General features: G+C 59.5%; 26 protein-coding genes, 1 tRNA gene and 1 pseudogene. 18 read left to right on the forward strand and 10 right to left on the reverse strand.

Annotated features, from left to right (window positions below; genetic code table 11):
* Nucleotides 1-65: 65 nt before the first annotated feature.
* From IQ265_RS06730 to IQ265_RS06740, 3 genes are all read left to right on the forward strand, one after another.
* Nucleotides 66-932, forward strand: coding sequence for a M48 family metallopeptidase (locus IQ265_RS06730; protein WP_194051778.1), 867 nt, complete (start codon nt 66-68; stop codon nt 930-932).
* Nucleotides 911-992, forward strand: a tRNA-Leu gene (locus tag IQ265_RS06735). The genes IQ265_RS06730 and IQ265_RS06735 overlap by 22 nt, the downstream gene beginning before the upstream one ends.
* A gap of 269 nt (nt 993-1,261) precedes the next feature.
* Nucleotides 1,262-1,528, forward strand: coding sequence for a Uma2 family endonuclease (locus IQ265_RS06740; protein ID WP_194051780.1), 267 nt, complete (start codon nt 1,262-1,264; stop codon nt 1,526-1,528).
* A gap of 62 nt (nt 1,529-1,590) precedes the next feature.
* Here IQ265_RS06740 and IQ265_RS06745 read toward each other — a convergent pair.
* Nucleotides 1,591-2,100 (reverse strand): annotated as a pseudogene (locus tag IQ265_RS06745) (Uma2 family endonuclease); the annotation flags it as partial.
* A gap of 63 nt (nt 2,101-2,163) precedes the next feature.
* Complete coding sequence (locus tag IQ265_RS06750; RefSeq protein WP_194051784.1) at nt 2,164-3,825, reverse strand: iron ABC transporter permease; 1,662 nt, start codon at nt 3,823-3,825, stop codon at nt 2,164-2,166.
* A 131-nt stretch (nt 3,826-3,956) separates the two neighbouring features.
* On the opposite strand from IQ265_RS06750, the gene IQ265_RS06755 reads away from it, so the two are divergent.
* From IQ265_RS06755 to IQ265_RS06770, 4 genes are all read left to right on the forward strand, one after another.
* Complete coding sequence (locus tag IQ265_RS06755) at nt 3,957-5,198, forward strand: ElyC/SanA/YdcF family protein (protein WP_194051786.1); 1,242 nt, start codon at nt 3,957-3,959, stop codon at nt 5,196-5,198.
* 66 nt (nt 5,199-5,264) lie between these two features.
* Nucleotides 5,265-7,013 (forward strand): ABC transporter ATP-binding protein, encoded by a 1,749-nt coding sequence (locus tag IQ265_RS06760; RefSeq protein ID WP_194051788.1) that lies wholly within the window; start codon nt 5,265-5,267, stop codon nt 7,011-7,013.
* 85 nt (nt 7,014-7,098) lie between these two features.
* Complete coding sequence (locus IQ265_RS06765; RefSeq protein ID WP_194051790.1) at nt 7,099-7,851, forward strand: glucose 1-dehydrogenase; 753 nt, start codon at nt 7,099-7,101, stop codon at nt 7,849-7,851.
* 172 nt (nt 7,852-8,023) lie between these two features.
* Entirely contained in the window at nt 8,024-8,686 is a 663-nt protein-coding gene (locus tag IQ265_RS06770; protein ID WP_194051792.1) for an HAD family hydrolase, read from the forward strand.
* 32 nt (nt 8,687-8,718) lie between these two features.
* Here the strand turns inward: IQ265_RS06770 and IQ265_RS06775 are convergent, their stop codons facing one another.
* Entirely contained in the window at nt 8,719-9,537 is an 819-nt protein-coding gene (locus IQ265_RS06775) for a class I SAM-dependent methyltransferase (RefSeq protein ID WP_194051794.1), read from the reverse strand.
* A 119-nt stretch (nt 9,538-9,656) separates the two neighbouring features.
* Between IQ265_RS06775 and IQ265_RS06780 the strand changes: the two genes are divergently transcribed.
* From IQ265_RS06780 to IQ265_RS06790, 3 genes are all read left to right on the forward strand, one after another.
* Nucleotides 9,657-10,607: a class I SAM-dependent methyltransferase gene (locus IQ265_RS06780; RefSeq protein ID WP_194051796.1), complete on the forward strand. Its 951-nt coding sequence runs from the start codon at nt 9,657-9,659 to the stop codon at nt 10,605-10,607.
* Between the two features lie 286 nt (nt 10,608-10,893).
* A complete protein-coding gene (locus tag IQ265_RS06785) occupies nt 10,894-11,346 on the forward strand; it encodes an SRPBCC family protein (protein ID WP_194051798.1) in 453 nt (150 codons plus the stop codon).
* Between the two features lie 5 nt (nt 11,347-11,351).
* Nucleotides 11,352-13,445, forward strand: coding sequence for a DNA methyltransferase (locus IQ265_RS06790; protein ID WP_194051800.1), 2,094 nt, complete (start codon nt 11,352-11,354; stop codon nt 13,443-13,445).
* On the opposite strand, the gene coaE is transcribed toward IQ265_RS06790, so the two are convergent.
* From coaE to hisC, 3 genes are read right to left on the reverse strand one after another with little or no spacing between them, the layout of a single operon-like run.
* Nucleotides 13,395-13,997, reverse strand: coding sequence for a dephospho-CoA kinase (coaE, locus tag IQ265_RS06795; protein ID WP_194051802.1), 603 nt, complete (start codon nt 13,995-13,997; stop codon nt 13,395-13,397). The genes IQ265_RS06790 and coaE overlap by 51 nt on opposite strands.
* Nucleotides 13,979-15,577 carry a uroporphyrinogen-III C-methyltransferase gene (gene cobA / locus IQ265_RS06800; RefSeq protein WP_194051804.1) on the reverse strand — a complete coding sequence of 533 codons (1,599 nt, stop codon included), beginning with the start codon at nt 15,575-15,577 and terminating at the stop codon, nt 13,979-13,981. Before cobA ends, coaE begins: the two co-directional genes overlap by 19 nt.
* 5 nt (nt 15,578-15,582) lie before the next feature.
* A complete protein-coding gene (gene hisC / locus IQ265_RS06805) occupies nt 15,583-16,641 on the reverse strand; it encodes a histidinol-phosphate transaminase (protein ID WP_194051805.1) in 1,059 nt (352 codons plus the stop codon).
* A gap of 82 nt (nt 16,642-16,723) precedes the next feature.
* Here hisC and IQ265_RS06810 point away from each other — a divergent pair, with 82 nt between their 5' ends.
* Together IQ265_RS06810 and IQ265_RS06815 are read left to right on the forward strand one after the other, a co-directional pair.
* Nucleotides 16,724-17,386, forward strand: a complete 663-nt coding sequence (locus IQ265_RS06810) for a glutathione S-transferase family protein (protein WP_194051807.1) — start codon at nt 16,724-16,726, stop codon at nt 17,384-17,386.
* An 8-nt stretch (nt 17,387-17,394) separates the two neighbouring features.
* Nucleotides 17,395-18,843, forward strand: coding sequence for a phospholipid carrier-dependent glycosyltransferase (locus IQ265_RS06815; protein WP_194051809.1), 1,449 nt, complete (start codon nt 17,395-17,397; stop codon nt 18,841-18,843).
* 5 nt (nt 18,844-18,848) lie between these two features.
* On the opposite strand, the gene IQ265_RS06820 is transcribed toward IQ265_RS06815, so the two are convergent.
* On the reverse strand, nt 18,849-19,334 hold the full coding sequence (locus IQ265_RS06820) for an ATP-binding protein (protein ID WP_194051811.1): 486 nt from the start codon (nt 19,332-19,334) through the stop codon (nt 18,849-18,851).
* 202 nt (nt 19,335-19,536) lie between these two features.
* Nucleotides 19,537-20,196, reverse strand: a complete 660-nt coding sequence (ribE, locus tag IQ265_RS06825; RefSeq protein ID WP_194051813.1) for a riboflavin synthase — start codon at nt 20,194-20,196, stop codon at nt 19,537-19,539.
* A gap of 305 nt (nt 20,197-20,501) precedes the next feature.
* On the opposite strand from ribE, the gene IQ265_RS06830 reads away from it, so the two are divergent.
* The 4 genes from IQ265_RS06830 to IQ265_RS06845 all read left to right on the forward strand — a co-directional run bounded on the left by IQ265_RS06830 (nt 20,502) and on the right by IQ265_RS06845 (nt 23,888).
* Nucleotides 20,502-21,026 carry a bifunctional nuclease family protein gene (locus IQ265_RS06830; RefSeq protein WP_194051815.1) on the forward strand — a complete coding sequence of 175 codons (525 nt, stop codon included), beginning with the start codon at nt 20,502-20,504 and terminating at the stop codon, nt 21,024-21,026.
* A gap of 84 nt (nt 21,027-21,110) precedes the next feature.
* Nucleotides 21,111-22,238 (forward strand): aldo/keto reductase, encoded by a 1,128-nt coding sequence (locus IQ265_RS06835; protein ID WP_194051817.1) that lies wholly within the window; start codon nt 21,111-21,113, stop codon nt 22,236-22,238.
* A 237-nt stretch (nt 22,239-22,475) separates the two neighbouring features.
* Nucleotides 22,476-23,282: a type I methionyl aminopeptidase gene (gene map, locus IQ265_RS06840; protein ID WP_194051819.1), complete on the forward strand. Its 807-nt coding sequence runs from the start codon at nt 22,476-22,478 to the stop codon at nt 23,280-23,282.
* A 63-nt stretch (nt 23,283-23,345) separates the two neighbouring features.
* The gene (locus tag IQ265_RS06845) at nt 23,346-23,888 is read left to right on the forward strand and encodes a Uma2 family endonuclease (protein WP_228037643.1); all 543 of its coding nucleotides are present in this window, start codon (nt 23,346-23,348) and stop codon (nt 23,886-23,888) included.
* Between the two features lie 38 nt (nt 23,889-23,926).
* On the opposite strand, the gene IQ265_RS06850 is transcribed toward IQ265_RS06845, so the two are convergent.
* Complete coding sequence (locus IQ265_RS06850) at nt 23,927-24,538, reverse strand: TetR/AcrR family transcriptional regulator (RefSeq protein WP_194051823.1); 612 nt, start codon at nt 24,536-24,538, stop codon at nt 23,927-23,929.
* A gap of 108 nt (nt 24,539-24,646) precedes the next feature.
* Between IQ265_RS06850 and IQ265_RS06855 the strand changes: the two genes are divergently transcribed.
* On the forward strand, nt 24,647-25,069 hold the full coding sequence (locus IQ265_RS06855; protein ID WP_194051825.1) for a thioesterase family protein: 423 nt from the start codon (nt 24,647-24,649) through the stop codon (nt 25,067-25,069).
* 193 nt (nt 25,070-25,262) lie between these two features.
* Nucleotides 25,263-25,805, forward strand: a complete 543-nt coding sequence (locus IQ265_RS06860) for a RidA family protein (protein WP_194051827.1) — start codon at nt 25,263-25,265, stop codon at nt 25,803-25,805.
* A 4-nt stretch (nt 25,806-25,809) separates the two neighbouring features.
* Here the strand turns inward: IQ265_RS06860 and IQ265_RS06865 are convergent, their stop codons facing one another.
* Complete coding sequence (locus IQ265_RS06865; RefSeq protein ID WP_194051829.1) at nt 25,810-26,520, reverse strand: GDSL-type esterase/lipase family protein; 711 nt, start codon at nt 26,518-26,520, stop codon at nt 25,810-25,812.
* Nucleotides 26,521-26,808 lie beyond the last annotated feature (288 nt).

Genomic DNA, 26,808 nt, shown 5'->3' on the forward strand with positions numbered 1-26,808 from the left:
ACCGCCTATTTAGCCAAGTCGTTTTCCCCAAGCTACGATGGAAGGCACTGAATAGCTCCTGAACTATGACCGGCAAAACTCTTCTGGTTGGGCTGCGCGCCGACCAGTTTCGCCATCCCCTCGATCTTCAAGCTACTCGCGCCCTGAAGCAGCTGCCGGGGCTCGACGTGATGGTGCGCATGGCCTTGGCTCCCTTGGCAGAGCGTTTTTTTCACCTCGACCACTTGGCTTCCAGCTTGCAGGTGAGCGATCGCCAGCTGCCCGACCTGCACCAGTCGCTGGTCGAAGCCTGCCGCATTCTTGACCTAGAGGTACCTCAGCTCTACGTGCGCCAAAACCCGGTGCCCAACGCCTACACCTTTGCCATGCGCGGCGAGCAGCCCTTCATCGTCATCCACACGGCACTGCTGGAGCTGCTGACGCCGGAAGAAACCCAGGCGGTGATCGCCCACGAGCTGGGCCACCTCAAGTGTGAGCACAGCGTGTACCTCACCCTGGCCAACCTGCTGACCCTGGCGGCGGGCAGTCTGCCCCTGGGAGAGGTGCTGGCTCAAAGCCTTCAAAGCCAGCTGATGGAGTGGGTGCGCTGTGCCGAGTTTACCTGCGATCGCGCTGCCCTGCTGGTGGCCCAAGACCCTCGCGTTGTGGCCTCTCTGCTCATGAAGCTCTGCGGCGGCTCACCCTCGCTGGTTAACCAGCTCAATGTCGATGCCTTTATTGACCAGGCCCGCACCTACGATGCCATTAGCGCCGACGCTCTGGGCGACGCTCTGCGACAAGTTCGCACCCAAGACTTAACTCACCCGGTGCCTGTACTGCGAGCCAGGGAAATCGACCGCTGGGCCAGCACGCAAGATTACTTTGCACTGGTGAAAAGTTCGCCAGATCGGTATAATAGTGGTTCATCCAAGGGCGGATGGCGGAATTGGTAGACGCACCACACTCAAAATGTGGCGACTTCGGTTGTGCGAGTTCGAGTCTCGCTCCGCCCATTAGTTTATCTCAAGCCATAGTTCTGTAATGGGCTAAGGTCGGCATGGCTTTGTGGCGATCGCCCCAGGTAGCCTTGGCTCAGCTCGACTTTATCCAATCAAGCGGCATGGCAGAGTAACTCGGCCCAGGTGTCGAAGATAGTGCGAGGGACTTTGACGTATTCAGGCTCATCCCGTAGTGTCTGAATACGTTGGAAAGCCTACAAATAACGGCGGACAAAGGCTGAAGCATCAGCAAAGGTCGGGTGTTGTTTCGCGTACCAGGCGGTATGAGGGAAGGAGAACATACCTTGCGATCGCGGCTACAAGTTTGTCGCCATCGCCAGATCGAAACCCCGCAAGAGTACGTGTTGCTCGACCCCGACCGCATTTTGGTGGAGTGCTACCGCCGCAATGAGCGAGACAACTGGAAGCTGGTGACTACAGTGGGTGAGGTTTCTGGAGTCGCCGCTGAGGACAGTTTGTTTCTCGACAGCATAGGTCTGGATATTGCCTTGCCCCAGGTTTATGAGGACCAGGCTAATCGTGCCCTCTAACAACAACCCACCGGCGCGGTGATAGTCGTAGCGCTGTTTAGCGATCGCACCGACACCCGCTAGACATGAACTTGACGGTGCTTGCGATCAATTAACCACCCCAACCTCATCCCATTAGCAACGTATTCTGGCATCTTGTCTTGCAGACTCGCCAAGGTATCACTACTCGATCGCAGCTCTACAACAAAATCAGGCGCGATCGGGGCAAACGATGCCTGTTGTTCAGGTTCTAGCCTGTTCCAGCGGTCAACCAAAATCCATGCTGCATCGGGCGATCGCATGGCACCATTCTGTAGCGTAAAGCCTAAGCTAGAGTCAAAGACTTCCTCAGTACCATCGGCTTCTGCCCAAACATAGAGCTGCCGAAAAACTCTGCCGTTGCGGTTTTCGGTATCAGAAAATGCTGGCGGCATCACGACAATTTCTCCGTTTGCGTTCCGCTCAATCCGCAGGTCAGGATTCGTTCGACAAAAATCGTAGAACTGCTCATCACTCATCTGCGGTAAGGCAAGAAGTGATGAAAGATTGATCGGTAACAGTGTCTCAGCGGATTTAATTAGCAGGCTAGACATGGTTAACCTGGCTCCATCCCCGAATATGCCTGATATCGTAGCCCTAGCAAAATGCCTTACAGGTTAGGGGTTTCCCTCGTTGGCGATTTGCCGACTCAGCCACAGCACCGGCAGCAGCCCCACCACCACGATCGCCAGGGCCGGGGCCGAGGCCTCGATCAGGCGCTCGTCAGCGGCGTACTGGTAGACCCGCACCGCCAGGGTGTCGAAGTTAAACGGGCGAACGATCAGCGTGGCGGGCAGTTCCTTCATCACATCCACAAACACCAGCATGGCGGCGGTGAGCAGGCTGCTGCCCAGCAGTGGGCGGTGAACTTTCATCAGGGTTTGGTTGGGGGTTTGGCCCAGGCTGCGGGCGGCATCGTCTATCGAGGGCTTAATTTTGCCCAAGCCCGCCTCGATCGCGCCAAAGCTGACCGCCAAAAACCGCACCAGGTAGGCAAACAGCAGCGCAATAATGGTGCCGCTGAGCAGCAGCCCGGTGGAGAAACCGAAGGTTTGGCGCATCCAGGCGTCGATCGCATTGTCAAACCCGGCGAGCGGAATCAGCGTGCCCACGGCAATCACCGCCCCCGGTACGGCGTAGCCCAGGTTGGCCCCCTGCACCGTCATTCTCAAAAACGACGTACCGTTGAGCCGCAGACCGTAGGCCATCACCAGCGCCAGCAGCACTGCCAGCACCGCCGCCAGCACCGCCAGCACCAAACTGTTAAACCCGAGCACCACAAAGTCGCCATTCAGGGTAGCCTCGGCGTTGCGAACCGTCATCGCCAGCAGCAGCCCGGTGGGAATGACCAACCCCAGCAGCACCGGGGCGGCGCAGGCCAGCCAGGCTCCCACCGCCCGCAGCCCCCTCAGTTCGTGGCGCGCCTGGGATACCGATCGCCCCATGCCCTGGTAGTAGCGGGCCTGTCGCCGCGATCGCTGCTCTAGCACCACCAGCGCAAAGATAAACAGCAGCAGCACCGCCGAGAGCTGCACCGCCGCCGGGCGATCGCCCATGCCGAACCAGGTGCGGTAGATGCCTGTAGTAAAGGTCGGCACGCTGAAGTAGGCCACGGTGCCAAAGTCGTTCAGGGTTTCCATTAGGGCTAGGGCAGTACCGGCGGCGATCGCCGGTCGAGCCAGGGGCAGTGCCACCGCGCGAAAGCTGCGCCAGGGGCCACAGCCCAAAGAGCGACTCGCCTCTAGCGTAGCGGTTGACTGTTCTAAAAAGGCCACCCGCGCCAGCAGGTACACGTAGGGGTACAGCGTCAGGCTAAAGAGCAAAATCGCCCCGCCCACCGAGCGAATGTTGGGAAACCAGTAGTCTGTCGCCCGCTGCCAGCTAAACAAGCCGCGCAGGGCCGTCTGCACCGGGCCAAAATACTCCAGCGTGTCGGTGTAGACGTAGGCCAAGATGTAGGCGGGCGCGGCCAGGGGCAGCAGCAGCAGCCACTCAAACCAGCGCCGGCCCCAAAACTGGCAGGTGCTCACCAGCCAGGCGGTGCTCACCCCGATCGCCAGCACCCCCAGCCCCACGCCCACCATCAGCACTAGCGAGTTGCGAACGTACTCGGGCAGCACCGTGGCCGCCAGGTGGCCCCAGGCATCGCTGGAGTTGGTAAACAAACTGGCGAGAATAATAGCCACCGGCAGCAGCATCACCAGAGCGATCAGAGCAACGCTCACCGTCCAGCCGTCGGGCCAGTGAGCCGCTTTCCAGGGGATGTTCAGGGATCTCATAACCGGTACTTGTGGCTACCCATTCCTTTTAACACAGAACGAAACCGCGTCCGAACCTTGGGCCTGCGCCCAAAAATCCCGCACCCCAGGGAGAAACTTGGGGCCGATTGGGGTCGCAAACACCCCGAGTTTTGGTTACTGAAGTATGCTTTGCAGAGAGTTCCTGCGGGGCTGATGCCCCCGTCCCCGCCGCCGCGATTCTCGCCCCTCCTGACAGCGCTCAACCTTCCAGTGCAGACCCGACCATGGACATTCTCAACCTACTGACCCGCCTGCTGCTGTGGCTTGGCATCGGCTACTTTCTGTGGTGGATTCTGAGAAAGTTTATTCCGGCCAACTTTCTCACCTGGTTTGGCGGAGCGATGATTTTGGCTCTGATTGCCGCCGCTTTTTTGTTCCCTGACGACAGCACCATTGGGGTATTTTGGCAGTTTTTGGCGTTTCCGCTCACCCCCTTAGGCGCGACGATTACGCTACTGGCGCTGTCGCTGGGGGGCGACTTTAAAAAACAGGGGCCGCGCCTGGTGACGGTAGCGCTGCTAATTTTGTTGTTTAGCAGCATGCCCCTGATCGCGCGGGCGCTGGTCAACCATTCTGAACAGTCGGTGCAGCGGGCCTACCTGAGCCAGCGGCGGCTGTGTAGTGACATTTGCCCCGCTATTGATCAAGTTCCCATTGACCGGGCCGTATCGCTGGTGGTTATTGGCGAAAACGCCGATGCCTACCGCCTCACCAACGCCCTCAGCAGCCGCATCGACGCCGATAGCCCCCTCGACCCGGCGCTGGTGGCCCGCCTAAACAGCACCGCCAATATCTATAACCGCATTAGTGCGGCCCGCCCCTTCGTAACCGTCACCGCTGGGCCGCGGTATGGCAGCCCCGAAGAGCAAGAACCGCTTCGGCAGGCGATTCGCCAGCAGTTGACCGGCCGGGGCGTGCCCGCCGAAAGCATTCGGGTGCAGAATACGGGCACCGACATTCGCGCTGCGGTGGTCGATCAAGAAGCTTTTTTAAGTGAGCAGGGCCTGTTTAGCGCGCCGGCGCGCAGTGGCCCCTTTGACACCGATCGCAACAACCGCACGGCCAACCGGGTGGTGCTGGTGGCCCCCGCCCTCACCATGCGCCGCGCCGCCCTGGCCTTTGAAAATGAGGGCCTGCAGGTGGTGGCCGCCCCCACCGAGCTGTACAGCACCCCTGGTCAAACGGGCCGCGACACCCTGGCGCGCCTGGCCGACCTGGTGCCCGATGTCAACGCCCTGGCGCTGACGTCGCGCTACTGGAACGAGCTGCTGAGCGCCTTTTACTACTATCTGCGGGGCTGGCTGCCGCCCTTTAGTATGCAGTGGGAGCAGGTGGTTGAAACCCTGCCCTAGGTCTGCCAGTCTGGGATGCGGCCCCTCAAATTCGTCTAGGATAGGGGGGCAATTAGGGCAGAAATTATGGCGCGATCGCAGCTACAAAAACTGGGCACCTACCTGCGGCCCCACTGGCACAAGGCGGCCCTGGGGGTGGCTGCGCTGTTTATTGTCAACCTGGTGGGGGTCTGGATTCCGCTGCTGATTCGCAACGGCATTGACGAGCTACAGGTTACCTTCAGCTTCAACCGCATTCTGTACTACGTGCTGACGGTGCTGATTTTGGCCTCGGTGATGTGGGTGATTCGCATGGTGTCGCGCATTACCTTATTTGGGGTGGGTCGCCAGGTGGAGTTTGACCTCAAGCAGCGCATTTTTGAGCACCTGCTGCGCATGGAGCCCGCCTACTTTGGCCGCAATACGGCCGGAGAGCTGATCAGCCGCGCCACCAGCGATGTCGACAATATTCGCCGCCTGCTGGGGTTTGCCATTTTGAGTTTGGCCAACACGCTGTTTGCCTACGCCCTGACGGTGCCGGTCATGCTGTCGATCAACGTGCGGCTGACGCTGATTTCGCTGATTGTGTACCCGCTGATGCTGGTGCTGGTGCAGAGTTTTAGCGATCGCCTGCGCAATGAGCAGCTCACGGTGCAGGAGCGCATCTCAGACCTCAGCGACCTGATCCAAGAAGACATGAGCGGCATTTCGCTGATCAAAATCTATGCTCAGGAGAACAACGAGCGTCGCGCCTTTAACCGCCGCAACACCAGCCTGCTCGACGCCAACCTGAAGCTGGCCCGCACCCGCAATACGCTGTTTCCGCTGCTGGGGGGGCTGGCCAGCATTAGTCTGCTGGTGATTTTGGCCACTGGGGCCGGGACGATCGCCAGTGGAGCGCTGACCGTGGGCGATTTTGTCGCCCTGCTGCTCTACGTTGAGCGGCTGGTGTTCCCCACGGCGCTGCTGGGCTTTACCATTACCGCCTACCAGCGCGGCGAGGTCAGCATCAACCGGGTCGAAGAAATTCTCGATGCCAAACCCGACGTGCAAACTGCCCCCAGCGCCATTCCCCTGCCGCTGGAGCAGGTGCAGGGCACCCTGGAAGCCCGTAACCTCAGCTACGCCTACCCCGACAGCAAAACCCCCGCCCTCAATGAGGTGAGCTTTAAGATTGCGCCTGGAGAGCAAATTGCGATCGTAGGCCCGATCGGCTCGGGCAAGTCGACGTTGGCCAACGCCCTGCCGCGCCTGCTCGACATTGGCCCCGGCCAGCTCTACCTGGATGGCTACGATGTGACCGAGCTGCCGCTGGCGGACCTGAGACGGGCGATCGCCTACGTACCCCAGGACAGCTTTCTGTTTAGCACCAGCATCCAGAACAACATCCGCTACGGCGATCCGATGATGGAGTTCCCTGAGGTGCAGCACGCCGCCAAACAGGCCCAAATGGATGAAGAAATCGCCAACTTTCCCCAGCAGTACAGCACCATCGTCGGCGAGCGCGGCATCACCCTCTCGGGTGGACAGCGCCAGCGCACCGCCCTAGCCCGCGCCCTGGTGATCGATGCCCCCATTCTGGTGCTCGACGACGCCCTCTCTAGCGTGGACAACCGCACCGCCACCGCCATTCTCAAAGAGCTATCGGCGGGCACCCAGCAAAAAACCGTGCTGTTTATCTCGCACCAAATGTCTGCCGCCGCCACCGCCGATCGCATTTTTGTCATGGACAAGGGCCACATTGTGCAGCAGGGCCGCCACCGCGACCTGGTGCAGCGCCCCGGTCTCTACCGCGACCTCTGGGAGCAGCACCAGCTAGAGTCGGCGCTGCGGTAGACTCGTTGGGTAGTCGGGCGAACAGCCCAAAAACGCTGACTGAACTAGGTTGAGAGCAGCCTTGTGTAACCCAGGAGCGTAACCCATGACTTCGATGGCTGGCAACGTTGCGATCGTGACCGGGGCAAGTTCTGGCATTGGTCGGGCCACTGCGATCGCCTTTGGCAAAGCGGGCGCAACGGTGGTCGTGGTCGCCCGTCGCCCCGACAAGGGCGAAGAAACCGTTCAACTGATCAAAGCCGTCCAGGGCGATGCTGTCTTTATTCAGGCCGATGTCACCCAGGCGTCTGACGTTGAAGCGATGGTCAAGCAAACCGTTGAAACCTACGGTCGCCTCGACTACGCCTTTAACAACGCTGGCTCTGGAACATCGGGTAAACTTGCTGACCTCTCCGAAGCCGACTGGGATTTTGAAATCAACGCCAATCTCAAATCGGTTTGGCTGTCGATGAAGTACGAAATTCCGGCCATACAGCAGTCGGGGGGTGGTGCGATCGTCAATATATCGTCCCAGGGCGCACTGCTGGGCGTGGCTGGATATGGGGCCTACGGCGCGGCAAAGGCTGGCGTAATTGCCCTGTCGCGGGCGGCGGCGGCGGAGTATTCTGCCGATCGCATTCGCATCAATACCGTGAGCCCTGGGGCCATAAAAACCGACCTGTGGGCCGAAGCACCGCCAGAAATGCTCGACCAGGTGGCGGCTGGAATTCCGCTACAGCGGATTGGTGCCCCCGCCGATATTGCCGAGGCCGTGGTCTGGCTGTGCTCCGACGGGGCTGCGTTTGTGACCGGGCACAACCTGGTGGTTGACGGCGGCTTTACGGCGGTGCAAAAGTAGCTGCCCCAACCAAATCCGAATAGTTTATTTGACGATCGCTGCTGTGCGCGCTAGGGTCTGCTGGTGACTCGCCGTTGGTAGTGACCAACCGCCGATAGACGTACCTCTCGGAAGATGTACACTCGCGTCCTTCCTGGCAAGATGGGGGCACCCACGGTTGGAAGGAGCAGACATGGCCCTCGACGGCGTTATTTTAGACATCGATGGCACACTGGTTTTGAGCAACGATGCCCACGCCCAATCCTGGGTTGAGGCCTTTGCCAACCACGGCTATGAGGTGCCATTTGACCAGATCCGACCGCTGATGGGAATGGGGGGCGACCAACTCATACCCCAGCTCTTTCCAGACCTCAACGAGGAAGAAGAACCCGGCAAGACGATCGCCAGCGAGCACAAAGAACTCGTTCTAAACAAGTATCGCCCGGAGTTAAAGCCCACCGACGGGGCGCGATCGCTGGTGCAAAAACTGCTGGACGACGGCCTGCATGTGATCATTGCCACTTCCGCCAGCCCTAAAGAACTGTCGGTCATGCTAGAAGTGGCCAAGGTTGACGATCTGCTCCACGAAGCCACCACCTCCAGCGATGCCGAAAACTCTAAGCCCGCCCCCGACATTGTCGAAGCCGCGTTGAAAAAGGCTCAGCTGGCCCCCGATCGCGTGGTTATGCTGGCCGACACTCCCTACGACATTGAGGCCGCCAGCAAGGCTGGGGTAGGCGTTATTGCCGTACGCTCCGGCGGCTTTAGCGACGAAGATCTGGCGGGTGCGATCGCCATCTATGACGATCCCGCCGACCTGCTCCACCACTACGACCGTTCTCCCCTCGGGGAGTAGCAAACGTTCAGCGGCGTTTCTAGACAAGTTGGTCAGATCGATTCAGCTGAGTTCGGGCCATCCTCACTCAGGCTTGGAGCCACCTTTTCGCTCAGGTAAAGGTTGGTGATGTACTTCAAATGGACCCTGCCGTCGAACGCGGCCCAGGTCTTATGCCAGGCGGCAATGGTATCTAAAAACTGCGCGTGTGCCCTGCCTTCCTTAGGAATGTAGGACGAGCTGAGCGATCGCCCCACCACCTCAGGCAGCGTTAGGGTCTGCCCGTAGGCAAAGCTAAGATGGCGCACGGGCGAAAACCCAGCCTGCTGCTCGATCGCCTTAACCGATTGAGAGTGGTCGCTATGGTTAATGGTGCGAGTCGCTGCCGCCTGAATAATCTGACGATAGGCTCCGGTGCCGGGGTCGCTCAAATTCCAGTCATTCCACAGCAGGGCGACTCGCCCGCCGGGGTGCAAAATGCGGTTAAACTCCGCCAGGGTGGGCGGGGCATTGAACCAGTGAAACGACTGACAGCAGGTCACAATATGCACAGAGCGATCGGCCAGACCGGTCTGCTCAGCGGTGCCGATCTGAAAGCTCACTTGGGGATGGGGCGCAGCGGCCTCGCGCATGGCGGCGTTGGGCTCTACGGCAATTACTTTGGGGCCGCGATCGCCCAGCAGTCGGCTCGAGATGCCGGTACCAGCTCCAATATCGGCAACCACCAGCGATCGTGGGTCGCCTAGGTCGGCCAAAATGGCGGCGATCGCCTCGTCGGGATAGCTGGGTCGATAGCGAGCATAGTCTTGGGCGCGGTCAGAAAACCGCCCCAAAGGGTTCAGCGTATGAAGCGGTAGAACATTGGTAGGCATTCAATTCATCTCATCGCTCTCGCTATGTCGATATCCTAACCTGGCCGGGCATCAGTACAGAGCCGTATCGGGCCAACCCGTGAATCCGGTACATTAGTCTAAAACCCCGTAGCACCTTCATGACGACGACCAAACTCAAGCCCGACTGGGCTGGCGACGACCTGCTCTCGCGGCTCGTCAACCGCGCCATTCACACCCCCGCTCTCTACGCGCTGATGAAACGCCAGGCCCGCCAGGTGATGATCAAAACCGCCGAGAAAAACGGCGTCCCCTGGCGGCAAACCTGCGTCACGCTCGATACACCCGCAATGCACCAGCGGCTAGATGCGCTGACCAACCCGGCGGTGGTCTATCCCGACTATTACCGGGTGCCCTTTCATGCCTACAGCGAGGGCAACCTGTGCTGGCAAGCCGCCTTTGAGGCCGCCCCCGCCACCTACGCCATGGCCCTGCGCATTTGGCCCCAGGAAGATCTGTCCTGGCAGGAGGCCCAGGCCCGGCTGCGGCAGAGTTTTCTAGACATTCTCGACCAGCACAGCCCCAAGCAGGTCAACGACGTGCTTGATGTTGGCTGCTCGGTGGGTATTTCGACGCTGGCCATCCATCGTCACTACAGCCAAAAAAATTCGGTGCGCACCGTAGGTCTTGACCTGTCGCCCTACATGCTGGCCGTCGCCCAGGCCCAGGACAGCCAGCACGAAATTGCCCAGTGGGTGCACGCCGCCGCAGAATCGACCGGCTTTTCCGATGCCTCCTTTGATGTGGTGACGATGCAGTTTGTCACCCACGAGCTACCCCGTACCGCTACCCAGGCCATTTTTGCCGAGGCCCTGCGCCTGCTGCGCCCCGGCGGTACCCTGGCAATTGTCGACAACAACCCCCAGTCCCCCGTTATTCAGGCTCTGCCCCCGGTTCTGTTTACGCTGATGAAAAGCACAGAACCCTGGAGCGACGACTACTACACCTTTGATCTAGAAGCCGCCCTGGTAGCGGCTGGCTTTGAGTCGCCCCTCACGGTGCCCAGCGACCCCCGCCACCGCACCTTGATCGCGCGCAAGTCAGACCAATAGGGGCCAATAGGGGCGCAAGGCTTGCGCCAGTGCAGTGTCTACTGTTCTGGAAGCTGTAATCTTGGTAGTTGCGGCATGACCCGTCGTTGTGACAACTGTTGCCCTGATGGCTGTAGTCCGAGCCAAGGAGTTGAGGATAAAGTGCGTCCGCAGAAATACGGGTAGAATAGGCTCAGTGCTGGCACGGAATAGCGCATTGGCACTGAGTTTGCGATCGCACCTGTCTTTTGCAATGGCCTTCGCAGCTCGCCATCGGCACAGCCTTAACTAACGGCAGGGGTAAACTATGGGTGAATGGCTCGATCACAGCGTAGCGGTAGATGTCGATGTGCCGGTAGAAACATCCTGGAATCTGTGGTCTGACCTGGAGCAGATGCCCCGCTGGATGAAGTGGATCGACTCCGTCAAAGTCTCCGATGCCGACCCCGAAATTTCCGAGTGGAAGCTGGCCTCGCGGGGTCTAGAGTTTACCTGGCGCTCTAAGATCACCAACCTGGTCACCCACCAAATTATTCAGTGGGAGGCGATCGACGGCCTGCCTAACCGGGGTGCCATTCGCTTTTACGATCGCAAAGAAGGCCAGTCTACCGTCAAGCTCACCGTGTCGTACTCGGTGCCCGCCGTCATCAAGTGGATGGATGGGCTGTTCCTGGGTCGTCTGGTCGAAGCCACTCTACAAGACGACCTCAACCGCTTTCGCGACTACGCCATGGCGGCCAAACAATCCCCCTCAACTTAGGTGCTATGGGCCTTACGGTAGAGCAGCCCGTCACCCCGGCCCTGGCGGCAGGCCTACACCAGAGCTGGCAAGCGCTGACCGATGCCCTGACCCGATTGCCAGGCGACCAACGCCGTCACTATGCTACGGTGCTGCTCACCCGGCTGATTGCCGTGGTGGCTCTACAACAGCGGGGCTATCTGAGCGGTGACGAGTGGTACCTGCACAATCAGTTTGGCCAGAGCCAGCAGCGCGAGCGGGATGGGTTCTTTGCCCAGGTGCTGCAACCCCTGTGCCAGCAAGGCTTTACCCTACCCGTGGAGGAACGTCCCCCGGCGTTAAACCAGCGGTTTGGGCTGCTACCCTTTGTGCCTATGGGGCCGTTTCGGTTCACCGAGCTAGACCAGCGCTGGGGCCATGTGCCCCTGCCCGATGCGGCCTTTGAGCCAGCCCTCCACTGGCTGGCCGATGTCATGGCGGCTCCCGCCGGGCTAGATGCGGGCTTGGGCATACTGCTAGAGCAGGCGGTGAATGGCCATGGTGGGCCTGCCATGGCGACGCCAGAACCGCTGCTGGAGGCCCTGTGCGATCGCACCATCCACGCCACCCTACTCGATCGGGCCGAGGCGCTGACTGGGCGTCGCCATCGTTCCACCGATCAGCTTTTCAAGGAACTCTCCCCCACCGAGGCCGGGGCGCTGTTGAGCGAACTGGGGCAACTCACCCTGCTCGACCCCGCCTGTGGGTCGGGGCGCTTTTTGGTGGCGGCGCTGAATCAGCTAATGGAGTTAGCCCAACGGTTGCGGGCGATCGCCACTCAAACTTCCACCAAAACTGTCCCCAGCTGGGCCAAAGCGTCCCCCCAAAAACACAATGAGAGCCCCGACCTGAGCCTGTACCAGCATCTGGCCACCCACGCGCTCTACGGCCTCGACCTGTGGCCCTCAGCGGTAGAGCTAGCCCGGCTGCGGCTGTGGCTAGCGGGCGTGCAGCACACCACCCAGCCCACAGAACTCACCACCCTGCCCGACCTCACCCTGACCATCCTTCGGGGCAATGCTTTAGTCGGTCTAGTGCGGGTCGATGACGAACGATTTGACCAGGTGCAGCCCAGGCGCGGAGCAAAGGCAAAAACCCCAGAGCCAGAGACTCCTCTCCAGGGCAACCTGCTCCAACCCTTGATCGCTGACAGCTATCAGTCGGTGCTGGCTGAGCGCCAGGTGCGCCTGGAGCACTACCGCAGCCAGACCCAACTGCTGGCCGAGGTGGGCAGCGTGCCCGCCTACGCCCAGGCCGACTTTTTGCGCGATCGCCTCGACGAACTCAACGCCATTGCCCAAAGCAAGCTCACCCACCTGCTGTGGAGCGAGGGCAGCCAACAACTGGGCCTGCGGGTGCCCGATCCGGCAGGCGATCGCCCTACTCGCCCCCTCAGCCAAACCGATGTCGATGCGGCCCAGCCCTTTCACTGGGGGTTTTATTTTCACCCCCGGCTGCGCGACCAGGGCGGCTTTGATATGGTGCTCAGCCACTTTCCGCGCGGGGTGGTAGAGGCTACCCACGCCGGGTTTGTAGAACGCTACGCCACCCTATTTGAGCAAAAAAACGTTGCCCCCTCGACCTTCTTGCACAACCGCCAGCCGGTGCTCACCATCGACCCCGACCTCACCCAAGCCTGGGCCGAGTATCGGGGCCAGTTCACCTGGCTGAGCCACTACCTGCGCCGCTGCGACCAATATCCCCACAGCAGCTCGGGGCCTGAGGGCCAAAGCCAGGGACGGCTTTTTTGGTCGCGGCTGTTTCTAGAACGCAGTTTGCAGCTCCTGCGGCCCGGCGGTCGCTGCGGGGTACTGCTCGACCCCTTTTGGGCGCAGGGCAACAGCGCTCCCCTGCGCCACTGGCTCCAGCGCCAAACCGACCTGGCCACTGTGCTCGACCTGTCAAATCACCAAAAGCTTTGGCCCGATGTGCCCTCTCGCACCACCCTTTGTGCGCTGTGGCTGCGGCACCAGGGGCCAACCCAGGGTAGCCCCTACGCTGCCTATGCCAAGCCCGACAATGCCCTAGACTCAGCCGCCCTCGGGGACGTGCTGCAACGCCTCATCCACCCGACGAAATAGGGTGGGCAAGTCGGCAGAATTGTCGATCACCACATTCGCTAAAGCCGCCTTGTCTGCCAAGGGCATCTGGCTCTGAATGCGAGCGTTGGCCTGCTCCAGGCTGAGGCCGTTGCGCTCGATCAGGCGCTGCTGCTGGCGATCGCGGGAACAAGTCACCACCCAAATTTCGCTTACCTGAGCAGTTAAGTTTGCCTCAAACAACAGCGGGATAACTTGCACCACGATCGCAGCCTCGCTCAGTGCAGCCATCGCTGTCTCAAAGTGCTGGCGCACCACTGGGTGAATCTGCTGCTCTAGCCAGGTCTTCTCGGCGGGCTGGTTGAAGACAATTTCCCCCAGTTTGCTCCGGTTCAAGCTGCCGTCGGGGTGAAGCAGGGATTCCCCGTAGCGGTCGGCGATCGCCCTCCAAACCGCCGACCCCGGCTCCACCGCCTGGCGAGCGTAGATATCGGCATCCAGCACGGGTAGGTGGTGCTGCCGCGCCAGGTAGTCTGACACGGTTGACTTGCCGGTGGCAATGCCCCCGGTTAGCCCTATGATGCGCTGGCCCATGCGGCGATCGCCTCCGTTAGCCCGTCTAAGGTATATTCCGCTGGCTCAATATCGACCCGGCCCAGAATCTCGCGGCAGCTGTCTGAGGTTTTGGGGCCAATGGAGGCGATCGCCGCCCCTTTCAACACCTCGCGCCAGCCCGCGCCCAACGCCTGTTCTAAAAGCTGAGCCGTATGCACCACGGTTTTAGAACTGGCAAAGGTAATCACATCCACCCGGCCCTGCTTCAGCGCTGCCAAAGCCTGTGGATCGGCAAATTCGGGACAGCCTGATTCGTAGGCCGCCACCTCCACCACCTCGGCCCCGGCGGCGGTAAACTCCTGCACCAGCACCTCCCGACCACCGCTTTCCACTCTAGGGAACAGCAGCCGCTGCCCCGCCACCGCCTCAGGAAAGCGATCCACCAAGGAATCGGCGACAAAATCGGGGGGAATGAAGTCGGGCACCAGCCCCCGTTTTCTCAGCACCGCCGCCGTTTTGCGGCCCACTACGGCAATCTTGAGCCTACTCAAGGCGCGCAGATCTTTCCCCTGATCCAGCAGGCGATCGACAAAAAAATTCACCGCATTGGCCGAGGAGAGAATCAGCCACTGGAAGCTGGGGAGAGCCGCGATCGCCCCATCCAGCCCGACCCAGCTCGACGGCGATCGCATTTCCAGGGCAGGTAAATCAACCACCGTTGCCCCTTGCGCGGTGAGCAGGTCGGCGAAGGCGCTAGATTGCTCGGCCGCCCGGGTAATCAGGATGGTCTTTTGAGAGAGGGGGAGAGGGGGTGCGTAGGGTGCATTCGCGAAGCAATGCACCGCTACGGGGTTCTCCCCAGAATTTTGAATTTTGAATTTTGAATTTTGACCTTGAGGTGCCTCCAAATACGGACGCAGCCGCACCACTTCCCCAAACACAATCACGCAGGGCGACAGCGTTTCTCCCCGCGTCACCTGGGGAATGGTAAGCAGGGTGCCCTCCCACACCTGCTGCTGACTGTGGCCGCCCCAGCGAATAATGGCCACCGGCATGTCGCCTCGGCAGCCGTTTTGGCGTAGCCGGTGGACAATCTCTTCGAGGTGGCGGCTGCCCATCAGCAGCACCAGGGTGCGCAGTCGGGCCAGGGTGGGCCAGTCGAGTAGGTCAGGGTCGTGGGCGGTAAAGACGCCAAAACCGTGGCTCCACACCGGGTCGGTGAGGGGAATACCCGCGAGAAGGGGAGCGGCCAGCGCTGACGAAATGCCTGGCACCACTTCCACCGGGCAACCTGCTTCGTTGAGGGCCTGCACCTCAGCGGCGGTGCGGCCAAAGATAAATGGGTCACCGCTTTTAAGCCGGACCACCTGACGCCCTTCTAGAGCTAGCCTGACCAGGAGCTGAGTGATGTCGGACTGGGCAGTGCTGGGCTGGCCGCCGCGTTTGCCCACATCGATGCGATAGCACCCCTTCGGCAACAGCGCCAATAGCCCCTCATCCACCAGCGCGTCATACACCAAACACTCGGCCCGCTGCAGCAGTTCGCGCCCCCGCAGGGTGAGGTAGTCAATGCTCCCCGGCCCGGCCCCAACAATATAAACGGTCCCTGACTCAGTCATAGCAATTACGAGGCGTGGGTTAGACGGGCAAGGGCCGCGATCAGCGCGTGGTTTTGCGCCTCGGTGCCCACCGAAATTCGCAGCTTGTCGTCTAACCGGGGTTGTTTGAAGTAGCGTACCAAAATGCCCTGCTCTTTTAGGGCCAGATACAGGTGCTCGGCGTTGCCCTGAGGCGGCGTGGCCAAGACAAAGTTGCCGTGGGAATCGAGCACGGTGAACCCCAGATGCCGCAGTTCTTGGGTCAACGCTGCCCGCGAGGTTTTAATCTTGTCTACGCAGGCGTTTTTGTAGGCCTGATCGCGCATGGCCGCTGTGCCTAGGGCGATCGCGATCGCATCCACGTTATAGCTATCTTTCACCTTAAACAGCTCAGCCAACAGCTTGGGGTGGGCAATTCCAAACCCCAGTCGCAGGCCCGCCAGCCCATAGCCCTTCGAGAGGGTACGCAGCACCACCACGTTGTCAAATTCCTGCACCAGCGACAGCGCCGAACCCTCAGCAAAATCCACGTAGGCCTCATCTACCACGACCAGGCCTGAGGCTTGCTGGGCCAGTTTTCGTAAGTCATCCAGTGCCACGATATGACCCGAGGGACTGTTTGGAGTAGCGATGAACGTAATCGCCCCCTGGGCCGCCACCAATTCCTTCAAGGGAAACTGAAAATCGTTGGGATAGGGAACCTCGACCACGGTGGCGGGTTGCAGCGCCGCTAGGGTGCGGTACAGCACGTAGGTCGGGGTGGGGTAGACAATCGGTCGGGCCAGGTCGTCGGCACAGGCGCGCACTAGCAGATTCAGCAGATCGTCGCTGCCGTTGCCGACAATGATCCAGTCCGTCGGTACGCCTAGAACATCGGCGATCGCCTGGCAGCAATTGCGGGCAAAGGGGTCAGGATACCGCCTGAGCAGCTCATCTCCGAAATGCCGCAGCACCTCAATCACCTGGGGCGACGGTGGGTAAGGATTTTCGTTGGAGTTGAGCTTGATGATGTTTGAACCGGGGCGGGGCTGTTCCCCCGGCACGTAGCCAGCCATGGCGGCAATGTTGGGGCGAACGTAACTCATTGCGGGTAAATCATGGGGATCAGAGGGCTTCCTGTGGAATGCTGGATCACAGACATTCGGCCTGTTGAGGCAAGGTTTGATCATGCTGACCTTTTACCATACCCCGCTGTCGGTTAACTCCCGCCGCGTCTGGGTAGCGCTGCTAGAGAAAAATTTGCCCTTCGAGGCAATTGTGCTAAATCTCGGGGGTGACCAGCTTAAGCCAGACTTCCTAAGCCTCAACCCTTTTCACCACATTCCGGTCTTGGTGGATGATGGCTTTACGGTAATCGAGTCCTTCGCCATTCTGGACTACCTGGAAGCGCAATACCCCAGCCCCTCGCTACTGGCCACCGATCCCAAAGGCGTAGCCACCCTGCGCATGGTCGAAATGGTGACGGTGAACGAGCTGGTACCCGCCATCAACCCGCTGATCAAACAGATGATGGGCTTTGGCCAAGACCCAGAGGAGGCGATCGCCCAGGCCAAGCAAAAGGCTGAAGTTGTACTCAAATTCTACGCCGACAAACTAGGGGATGGCCCCTTTTTCTGCGGCGATCAGCTCACCCTGGCAGATGTGGTGGCCGGCACCTTTGCCCCCTGGTTTGAGCAGTTGGGCTTACCGATGGCCAACTATCCCACCCTACAAGCCTGGACCAGCCGCCTGATGAATCGCCCCGCCTGGCAGACGACTCAACCTTCAGCGGAGGAGCTGGCGGCGTTTCGCGATCGCATGAAGCAGCGCATGGCTGCCCAAGGGCAATAGTGCGCCGGGTGCCTCTCTGGGGTTGGATGCTGGGGTTGGGGGCGATCGCCCTCAGCCTGCGTCTGGCTGGCCTGGGTCGCATCCACGAGCTAGTCTTCGACGAAGTTTACTACGTCCCCTTCGCCCTTAATTATTCGCAGGGAACGCCCAGCTTCGACGCCCACCCGCCCCTGGCCAAATACCTGATCGCCCTGGGCATTTGGCTGGGGCAGTGGCCCGCCGCCTGGCTGGGTTGGCCCACGGTAACAGTAGAAGGTGCGCTGGTCAGTCCCCTCGCCTTTCGCTGGCTGAATGCGATCGTGGGCGCGACGATTCCGGTACTGTCGGCGGCGCTGGCCTTTGCCCTCAGCTATGGATACCCACCCCAGCGCCGTCGCACCTTCTCCCTGTTAGCCGGATTGCTAATGACCCTGGAAGGGCTGACCCTGGTGGAGTCGCGTCTGGCGCTGATCAATATCTATGGGCTGGCCCTGGGACTGTTGGGCCAGTGGGTGTGGGTCAGGGCGGAGCGATCGCAGCATCCCTCGGTCTGGCGCTGCCTAGCGGGGATCTCGCTTGGAGCCGCCATCAACGTGAAGTGGAACTGGGCCGGGTTCTGGCTGGGCCTGGTTCTGTGGGAAATAGACTTCAACCGCAGTCCAAGTTCGATCACCTTGCCTAAAACCACCAACCCCGTAGGGGCGAATGGTGATTCGCCCTCCCAATTCGCGGCAATGCCAACAGAATTTGAGAACCTGAACTCAGAAACCCCGGTGCGCTTTGGAGACCTCGAAAGGGCAAACAACCGTTTGCCCCTACGTTCCTGGCGCAGACGGGTAGCCTACCTGGGTATAGTTCCGCTGGCGACCTACCTGCTGTTATGGCTGCCGCATGTGGTGATGACGGGCCAATCGTTGGTAGGCATTCACCAGCGACTTTGGTCAACTCACCAGTCGATCGCGACGGCAGCCAGCCACGCCTACTGTTCGCCCTGGCACAGCTGGCCGCTGATGGCGCGTCCGGTGGCCTACTTTTACGAACGCACCGACGGTATGGCCATAAGCATCCACGCGATGGGCAACCCGGTGCTGTGGTGGCTATCGACGGCGGCGATTCTGGCCCTGGCCCTGGGCTGGCTGGCCCGACGGGTCTCCGCAGGGGCACAGCATGCTGCGCCCCTACCAACCCATGCTGTAGTGCCGTTTATTCTGCTCAGCTACCTGGCCAACTGGCTGCCCTGGGCACTGGTGAGCCGCTGCACGTTTCTGTACCACGCCATGGGTCTGGCCACCTTTGGCACCCTGGGGCTAGCCTGGCTGATGGCCCAGTGGCTAGAGACGTCGCGCGATCGCCCGCTGGCCCTGGTGCTGCTGGGTGCGATCGCCCTCAGCTTTTGGTTCTGGTTACCGCTCTACCTGGGCCTGCCCCTCCCGCTAGAATCGCTTCACCGCCGCTGGCTGCTGCCGGGGTGGATCTAGCCCCTTTAGCTACGGATGGTGATCACGTTAAAGCCCTCTTCAGGGGCGGGCGGCACAAAATAGCTGGTGAACTGGTCAAAATCAGCCTCAGTGGGCGCATATTCGTGAGTGCCGCTTTCATTGCGCAGGCGCAGCCGCCGCTTACACTTGGTATCCGGCACGTCAAGGTAATACAGAACATGGGCAACCCCAGCGCGCTCAACAATGGCTTTCATCCACTGGCGGCTCTTAATGGTGTTGGCAGGAAAGTCAAGGACGACCGAGAGCCCCGCTTTCAGCAACGCTTCAATGTGGATACCCATCACCGTATTGAGGCGCGTGCTGTAGCAAACGTAGTCGGCCAGGGTGTTCAGTTCGCCAGGGTAAAGGGTGGCCAGCCACTCGTCTTGGGCGATCAAAACCGTCCTGGGCTGGCTCGCCAACTCGCGCGCCTTAGTAGATTTGCCCGCCGCAATTTTGCCGCAAATCAGATGAAGCGTAACGTCAGCCATAGGGGTCGCTGTATGTAGCCTAACTTTCTTCCTGTAACGCTCTAGCCGTAGCCAGTTTGGTTGAGCCATTTGTGAAATCAACGTTCGAAGGCCCAAACGTTTTGTGGCTTTGCGAGCGTCTTAATTACGAATTTTAACCAATATGACTACGACTATAACAAAGCAAGTTTAGCCCCAGAACGGGCTGTATGGGCTGGCCAACTCAGTAGCCATGCTCTGCCAAAAACTCCAGCGAAACGCTGTTGCCCGCTGGGGCGTTGTCTGTACCCCCCATAAACTTATCCACGTACTTGCCCAGCACGTCACCCTCCAGGTTCACCGCCTGGCCAGGGCGCAGGTGTTGCAGCGTGGTTTCGTGGTAGGTCACGGGGATTACCGCCACGGCAAACCAATTGCCGCTGGGGCTACAGTCGGCCACCGTCAGGCTGATGCCGTTCACCGCAATGCTGCCCTTGGGCACGATGTAGCGGGCAATTCTGCGATCGCCCACCGTAAAGCTCAGCTTCCAGGCGTTGTCGGTTTCGATCGCGGCCTCTAGGTGGCCCTGCCCGTCGATGTGGCCGGTGACAAAGTGACCGCCGATTTTGCTGCCCACCCGCAGCGACGACTCCAGGTTGACCCGGCTGCCGTCGGGCAAATTGCCCAAGCTGGTGCGATCGAGGGTTTCAGGCGAAACCGCCGCCACAAAGCCGTCGGGCAAACTCGCTTCTACCGTCAGGCAAATGCCGTCTACGGCAATGCTGTCACCCAGGTCTACATCGGTTAGAGCCGGGGGCAGGGATGCTGCTTCCCAGCGAACATAAACCTGGGTATCGCCCCTGTGAAAGAGCGTACCCGTGGTCTGAATCAGTCCAGTAAACATGATCGTAACCTTAAGGAAATTCTTAGGGAGAATGCAGACTACCGCAGACGCGATCGGGGCATACTTAAAGTAGTCATTTTTTTCTTTAGACTAGCCCAGATTCAATCAGCCAATAGCCAAGCTTTCGATAGACTAGACAAGCACCTTCAAATCAATAGCTGCTTTAAGATTTCTCCATTTCGCTCCTGTCAAACTGCCGCCAATAGCCCGGTACGCAATCGGCCCAGTACACTGGTAAGGGTATCGCTTCCAGGCCGACAAGAACGCTAGAGCACGCCAGTCAACGGATCCAAGAGGCCAAGCCAATGATTGAAATGAGAGTCGCCGGGATTGCCCTAGATGCGATGTCGCGAACTCCGGTGATTTTGCTCAGGGACACCACCGATCGCCGCCAGGTACCCATTTACATCAGCCGTGAGCAGGCCAACTCCATCATCGCAGTCCTCGAAAACCAGCCCGCTCCTCGCCCCCTCACCCACGACCTGTTTGTCAACCTGCTCGACGAGTGGGATATGACCCTAGATCGGGTCGTAATTCACTCCCTGCAAGACAATACCTACTACGCGCTGCTTACCCTCTCCCGGGGCGAAATTCGTCGCGAGCTAGATTCGCGCCCCAGCGATGCGATCGCGATTGCCCTGCGGCTCGACGCCCCCATCTGGGTCATGGAGGAGGTGATTGCCGAAGCCTCCATTCCGGTCGATCGCGATGCCGACGAAGCCGAAAAGCAGGCCTTTCAAGCATTTTTGGCCAACATCAACCCCTCCGACTTTAGCCACCGGGGCAAGTCTTCTACCAGTAACGACACGCTCGAAAGCTCCGACTCGTAGAGCACGGGGTTTAGGGTATAAGGTTGAAGGTCCAGGGTTTAAGGCCGTCCCTTAGACCTTCAACCCTACACCTCACATCTGGTTATGGACTACCGCCGCTTTGGTCGCACGAATCTCAAGCTTTCGGTGCTCTCCCTCGGCACCATGCGCGCGTTAGGTTCTGAGGAAACTTTTTGCGGCACCCTAAGCGCTGGCTTAGCACTGGGCATCAACCACATCGAAACCGCCCAGGGCTACGGCACCAGCGAGCGCTGGCTAGGGGCCTTTCTCAAGACGGTGGCAGTGCCAGACAACCTGGTGATCACCACCAAAATTCCGCCCCAGCCCGACGCCGCCACGATGGCTCAGCGCCTGGAGGATTCCTTAGAACGGCTGGGGCTTGAGCACATCCACTGTCTTGCCCTGCACGGGGTCAATACCGCCGACCACTTGGCCTTGGTGAGCGACGCCGGAGGCTGTATGGCGGCAGTGCGGCGGTTTCAGGCCGAGGGGCGCATTGGCCACGTGGGGTTTTCGAGCCACGGCAGCCGGGAGGTGATTGAAGGGGCGATCGCCACCGACCAGTTCGATTTTGTTAACCTGCACTACTACTATTTCTTTCAGCGCCATGCCCCGGTTCTCGATCTGGCTACCGATCGCGACATGGGCATTTTCATCATCTCCCCCGGTGACAAGGGCGGCATGCTCTACACTCCGCCCGCCCTGCTTGAGCAACTCTGCGCCCCATTCACCCCGCTGGAACTCACCTACGGCTGGCTGCTGGCCGACCCACGCATCACCACCCTGAGCACCGGCCCCGCCGTACCTGCCGAACTCGCAACTTTAGAAACTTTGGGCGATCGCACCCAACCCCTCACCGCTGCCGAACTCGCCGCCCTCGAACGGCTCTCGGCGCAGGAACTTGCGGCTCTAGGGAGCGATCGCTGCGCCCAGTGCTACGACTGCCTGCCCTGCCCTGAAGCCATCAATATTCCCGAAGTGTTGCGGCTGAGAAATCTGGCGGTGGCCTACGACATGCAGCCCTTCGGCACCTACCGCTACCGCATGTTTGAGAACGCCGGCCACTGGTTCCCCGGTCGCAAGGCCAACCGCTGCACCGACTGCGGCGACTGCCTGCCCCGCTGCCCCGAACAGCTCGATATCCCCACCCTACTGCGTGACGCGCACGATCGCCTCCAAGGCCCCGCCCGCCGCCGCCTCTGGGGCGATTGAGCACTAGGGTTTCAGACGCAGGGGCGACCTTTGAACCCTAAACCTCAAACCCTAGACCTTCCCCCCATCCGCAGAGCGCTATACTAAGGATTAATATTTTCAGGCTGGCATTTTGGCCGCGCATTTCGGGAAAAGCTTACGATTCTTGCACTCTGGCGTTTCAAACTCCCCGTAACTGTGCACTCTAAAATCAGGCGGCCTGTAGCACCCGCCCCGTAACTCAGACTCAGGCACACCGTGGAAGAACAAAAGCAACCCTCCGAAGTCATTACTCTGCTCTCTAGCCGCGAGCTAGAGCGTATGCGCAAAGCCTGCCAGCTTGCCGCCAAGCTGCTCGACTACCTGACTCCCTACGTTAAGCCCGGCGTCAGCACCCAAGAGCTGAATGACCTGGCCGAAGCCTGGACCCAAAAGCACGGCGCAAAAAGCGCTCCGCTGGGCTATGCGGGTACGGTGATGCCCTTTCCCCGCTCCATCTGCACCAGCATCAACGAAGTCATCTGCCACGGCATCCCCAACGGTGAAGACGTACTGCGCGATGGCGACATCATCAATATCGATGTCACCCCCATTCTCGACGGCTACCACGGCGATACCAGCCGCACCTTCTTAGTGGGCGATGTGGCCCCCGCCGCCCGCCGCCTGGTTGAGGTCACCGAAGAAGCCATGTGGCGAGGCATTCGCGCCGTCAAGCCCGGTGCACGGGTGGGCGACATTGGGGCCGCTATTCAAGAATACGCTGAGGGCGAGGGCTATTCGGTAGTGCGCGACTTCGTTGGCCACGGGGTACACCGCATTTTCCACGCTGCGCCGCAAATTCCCCACTACGGCGAAAAGGGCAAGGGCAAAAAGCTGCGCCCCGGCATGGTCTTCACCATCGAACCGATGATCAATATCGGCAGCTACGAGGCTGAGGTTTTGGTCGACGGCTGGACGGCAATTACCGTCGATCGCTCCCTTTCAGCCCAGTTTGAGCACACCGTGGTGGTAACCAAAGATGGTGTTGACGTGCTGACGCTGTCGCCAGCTAAGGTGCTGGCCTAGTAGATTAGATTAGCGTTGACGGTTTAGGGCGGCGTTATGGTCGTATCAAGTCATTCTTCTGCAATGACCGTAGAGGCTTATCTGACTTGGGAGCCGTCCCAGGAGCTGCGCCATGAATATGTCAACGGCGAAGTTGTAGCGATGACGGGGGGAACTCTGCCCCATAACGACATCGCTCTCAACCTCTATACCTTGCTCAGACCATACCTGAAACAACAGGGCTATCGGGGTAACGTAGCCGATGCCAAGGTCAAAATTATGGCCCGCATTTACCGTTATCCTGACCTCGTGGTGAGCTGCGATCAACGCGATATTTTAGCTGTGGATGCCATTCAGCATCCCAGTTTAGTCGTAGAGGTGCTGTCTCCTGGCACCGAGGCATTAGATCGGGGCAAAAAGTTTGAGGAATATCGCACGCTGCCTAGCCTGCAAGAGTACGGGCTGATAGACTCGACGGCCATGACAGTGGAAATTTACCGCCGGGGTGAAGGGCGGCTGTGGCTGTATTACCCCTATCAAACCGGAGACCTTATTTCCTTCGATAGCATTGGAGTTTCTTGCCCTATCGAGCAAATTTACGAGGGCGTTGTGCTGCCCATTATTTAACAATCAGACGAACCCTTGGTCGACGCCTCCAATAGACTTCAGGGTTTGCCGTCAACGGTGAGCTGCACAATGGTATCGAGGGCAGCTTGAATGCGCTGCCAGCCCGCAGGCGAGCTAAAGTCGATGCCCATAAACGTGCTGCTAGACTTAGTTCGCAGCATCAGGTAAACCACCCCCGCTACCAGAACAGCGCTAATGGCTGGGATATCTTTGTCTGGGGGAAAAGACCCTTTCTCCTCTAAAAACTTCAGGCTGTCCAGGGCAAATCGGTCCCGCACGTTGGCTAGTTCGCGGGTTAGCTCGTTGCCTTCTAGCAGTTCCCACCGCAAAATTTCTTGGGTCATGGGGCGCTCCTGCAGTTGGGCTGAAAATCTTGACAGCAGATAGGCCATCCAGTCGGCCAGGGTTTCAGCGTCAGTCGCAGACTCATCCCCAACCAGTTCATCCACTGAGGGCCAGTAGTCACCCTCTTTCGCAAAACTCTGGAGCAGCAGCGGCAGCCCCTCAAAATATCGATAAATCAAGACTTTATCGACCCCGGCCTCACGGGCGATCGCATTCACTCCCAGGCTTTTAAAGCCAGATTCAGCTAATAGCCTGCCGACGGCGGCCAAAATGCGGGCCTTAGTCTCTTCTTTGTCGCGCGCCATACATCCTCTCTCGGGGGCCTCTCGCTGGCTTGTCACCACTCAGTGACCATGATACCGTGTCACTGGGTGGTGACTTGAACCGATTCATTTTCCTGCGGTGAGTAGGCTATGAAAAAACTGATCTACGATCTGGATATTTACACCTATCAAATTGACTTTGCTGGACACGTCAACAACTCTGTTTATATTCACTGGATGGAAATTGGCCGCATCAAGCTGCTAGAAGCCATTGGCATGCCAATTCACGACGTGCTCAAGCAGGGAATCGCGCCCGTTTTAGTTGAGACCAACATTATCTACAAACTGCCGCTGTATTTGGGCGATCGCGTCCAGGCCCAAATGTGGCTGTCCGAGCTGCGCAATGCCTCAGCGGTAATGCAGTTTCGGTTCTACAATGGCAACCAGGTGCTGGCGGCGGAGGGTGCTCAAAAAGGTCTATTTGTGGACGTCAAAACGATGCGCCCCCAGCGCCTCAGCCTTGAGGAAAGAACATCATTCTCATCCTATTTAAACCTGGCTACTGAAGACTGATGCTCAATTAATCTCCCTTTTAGCTCATACCAAGTTCGAGTTCAAAAACCCCGGATCAAAACAGGTATTCCGTAGGGGAAAACGGTCGCTTGTCCAATATCTCCGTAAGTCGCTTTCCCCAATCTCCCTGTCGGTACCTACATAACTTTAGAAATAAAGGTATGCTAGGGCTGTTTTTACAACAGAAATAGCAATGGCGCGGCAGCGGGCGTTTTCGGGTACTCCTTGGGAAGAGAAGGTCGGCTACTGCCGGGCGCTGCGGGTGGGTCAGCAGATTTTTGTCTCCGGTACCGCCCCCAGTGATGGCGAGGGAAACACCTTTGCCCCCGGCGATGCCTATGCCCAAACCCATCGCTGTTTTGAGATCATTCAGCAGGCCCTACAGGAGTTAGGGGCCAACCTCAGCGATGTGGTGCGAACCCGCATTTACATCACCAACATGAACCATTGGCCAGAGGTAGCCCGTGCCCACCACGAGCTGTTTGTCGCTCACCCTCCGGTCAATACTACCGTCGAAATCCCGGCTCTTATGAACCCCGACATGCTGGTCGAGGTCGAGGTCGAGGCCCTGTGTGAAGACACCCCACCGCAAAAGCCGCTCGCGGCCCGCGTGCAAAGCCAACCTCAAAATCGCTCCCAAACTCGCCCCCAAGGCATGATTTTGGGTCGCCCCATTCAACCGGCTACCCTACCGCCCGTAACCGCCCCGGAGCTAGATGAAGGCTGCCTCGACTAGGGGTCTAAGCAAGACCAGCGGGTAAATCCACCGCAGCTTGAAACGCATCCCAGCTCAAGATATCGTGCAGCAGCGCCCGGTAGCCCGCCACGTTGGGGTGCAGTCCATCCGCCGAGAGCAGCGGCAGCCACCAGGGTTCACCCCGACCCAGCCACAGGTTCAGCACGTCTAGGTAGGGAATGCTGTGGCTCATGCAGGCCAGGCGAGTAGCCTCGCGGTAGCGCCACTGATCGCTGTGGGTGTAGTAGAGCACCTCCGAGAAGGGCATGGCCTGCTCGTTTACCGGCGTCATACCTACAAAAAGCACTGGGCACAGTCGCCGCGCCTGGGAGAGTAGGTCATCTATTTGCCCCTGAAACTGATCAAAATCGGTGCGGTTGCGCCCCAGGGTGCTGCCAACCCGAGCCGAGTCGTTGAGGCCCACCGACAGCACAATTAGGTCGGGTACTCGATTGCGAATTTCACCCCGGTAGCGAAACTCGTGGTCAAGGCGCTGTTTTACCTGGCTGACGCCGTCGCCCCGCACTCCCAGGTTGTAAAACACGGCTCCCTCGCGCCCTGGGGCCATTGTCAGGCGGCGCAGGCGCTCGACCCAGCCACCCCCCTCAGGATCACCAAAGCCGTATACCAGGCTGTCGCCCAGCACCAGCACCTTTTGGGGATGGGGCTGTTTGAGGGTGATGCCCGTAGTGGGGCGGGGGTGGGAAGCGAGCATAGGGTGACTAGCGTAAAGAATAATCTGAACTGATATTGAACTCAGCTACTGAGCCAAATCCAACGCCAGAAGCGGTTTTACCGGGGGGAAAACCACAGCTTCCAAGCTGGACGTAGTGTAGCTGGGCGAGAGTTTGTTTTAAATCGTTTACATATTACCGCCTAGGGTGCCTAGTGCCAGTAGAAACCTTGACGCCCGCTTCAAAAAAGAGCGATCGCCTGAGCCTGAAATCCGCTACTTTGCCGTAGGCTGTAGATGGCCACAGAGGCCGCCCCCCCTTGACCCAAG

Origin of the sequence: Nodosilinea sp. LEGE 06152, assembly GCF_015207525.1 — a bacterium.
GTDB lineage: Bacteria > Cyanobacteriota > Cyanobacteriia > Phormidesmidales > Phormidesmidaceae > Nodosilinea.

Excerpts from the sequence above, each read along its gene's own strand:
- IQ265_RS06780 (WP_194051796.1), top strand. The coding sequence starts at position 9,657 with ATGACGACGACCAAACTCAAGCCCGACTGGGCTGGCGACGACCTGCTC.
- cobA (WP_194051804.1), bottom strand. The coding sequence starts at position 15,577 with ATGACTGAGTCAGGGACCGTTTATATTGTTGGGGCCGGGCCGGGGAGC.
- IQ265_RS06820 (WP_194051811.1), bottom strand. The coding sequence starts at position 19,334 with ATGGCTGACGTTACGCTTCATCTGATTTGCGGCAAAATTGCGGCGGGC.
- coaE (WP_194051802.1), bottom strand. The coding sequence starts at position 13,997 with ATGGGCCAGCGCATCATAGGGCTAACCGGGGGCATTGCCACCGGCAAG.
- IQ265_RS06850 (WP_194051823.1), bottom strand. The coding sequence starts at position 24,538 with ATGGCGCGCGACAAAGAAGAGACTAAGGCCCGCATTTTGGCCGCCGTC.
- IQ265_RS06770 (WP_194051792.1), top strand. The coding sequence starts at position 8,024 with ATGGCCCTCGACGGCGTTATTTTAGACATCGATGGCACACTGGTTTTG.
- ribE (WP_194051813.1), bottom strand. The coding sequence starts at position 20,196 with ATGTTTACTGGACTGATTCAGACCACGGGTACGCTCTTTCACAGGGGC.
- IQ265_RS06785 (WP_194051798.1), top strand. The coding sequence starts at position 10,894 with ATGGGTGAATGGCTCGATCACAGCGTAGCGGTAGATGTCGATGTGCCG.
- IQ265_RS06790 (WP_194051800.1), top strand. The coding sequence starts at position 11,352 with ATGGGCCTTACGGTAGAGCAGCCCGTCACCCCGGCCCTGGCGGCAGGC.
- hisC (WP_194051805.1), bottom strand. The coding sequence starts at position 16,641 with ATGAGTTACGTTCGCCCCAACATTGCCGCCATGGCTGGCTACGTGCCG.
- IQ265_RS06830 (WP_194051815.1), top strand. The coding sequence starts at position 20,502 with ATGATTGAAATGAGAGTCGCCGGGATTGCCCTAGATGCGATGTCGCGA.
- IQ265_RS06865 (WP_194051829.1), bottom strand. The coding sequence starts at position 26,520 with ATGCTCGCTTCCCACCCCCGCCCCACTACGGGCATCACCCTCAAACAG.
- IQ265_RS06740 (WP_194051780.1), top strand. The coding sequence starts at position 1,262 with ATGAGGGAAGGAGAACATACCTTGCGATCGCGGCTACAAGTTTGTCGC.
- IQ265_RS06760 (WP_194051788.1), top strand. The coding sequence starts at position 5,265 with ATGGCGCGATCGCAGCTACAAAAACTGGGCACCTACCTGCGGCCCCAC.
- IQ265_RS06860 (WP_194051827.1), top strand. The coding sequence starts at position 25,263 with ATGGCGCGGCAGCGGGCGTTTTCGGGTACTCCTTGGGAAGAGAAGGTC.
- IQ265_RS06835 (WP_194051817.1), top strand. The coding sequence starts at position 21,111 with ATGGACTACCGCCGCTTTGGTCGCACGAATCTCAAGCTTTCGGTGCTC.
- IQ265_RS06810 (WP_194051807.1), top strand. The coding sequence starts at position 16,724 with ATGCTGACCTTTTACCATACCCCGCTGTCGGTTAACTCCCGCCGCGTC.
- IQ265_RS06855 (WP_194051825.1), top strand. The coding sequence starts at position 24,647 with ATGAAAAAACTGATCTACGATCTGGATATTTACACCTATCAAATTGAC.
- IQ265_RS06750 (WP_194051784.1), bottom strand. The coding sequence starts at position 3,825 with ATGAGATCCCTGAACATCCCCTGGAAAGCGGCTCACTGGCCCGACGGC.
- IQ265_RS06775 (WP_194051794.1), bottom strand. The coding sequence starts at position 9,537 with ATGCCTACCAATGTTCTACCGCTTCATACGCTGAACCCTTTGGGGCGG.
- IQ265_RS06730 (WP_194051778.1), top strand. The coding sequence starts at position 66 with ATGACCGGCAAAACTCTTCTGGTTGGGCTGCGCGCCGACCAGTTTCGC.
- IQ265_RS06845 (WP_228037643.1), top strand. The coding sequence starts at position 23,346 with ATGACCGTAGAGGCTTATCTGACTTGGGAGCCGTCCCAGGAGCTGCGC.
- IQ265_RS06765 (WP_194051790.1), top strand. The coding sequence starts at position 7,099 with ATGACTTCGATGGCTGGCAACGTTGCGATCGTGACCGGGGCAAGTTCT.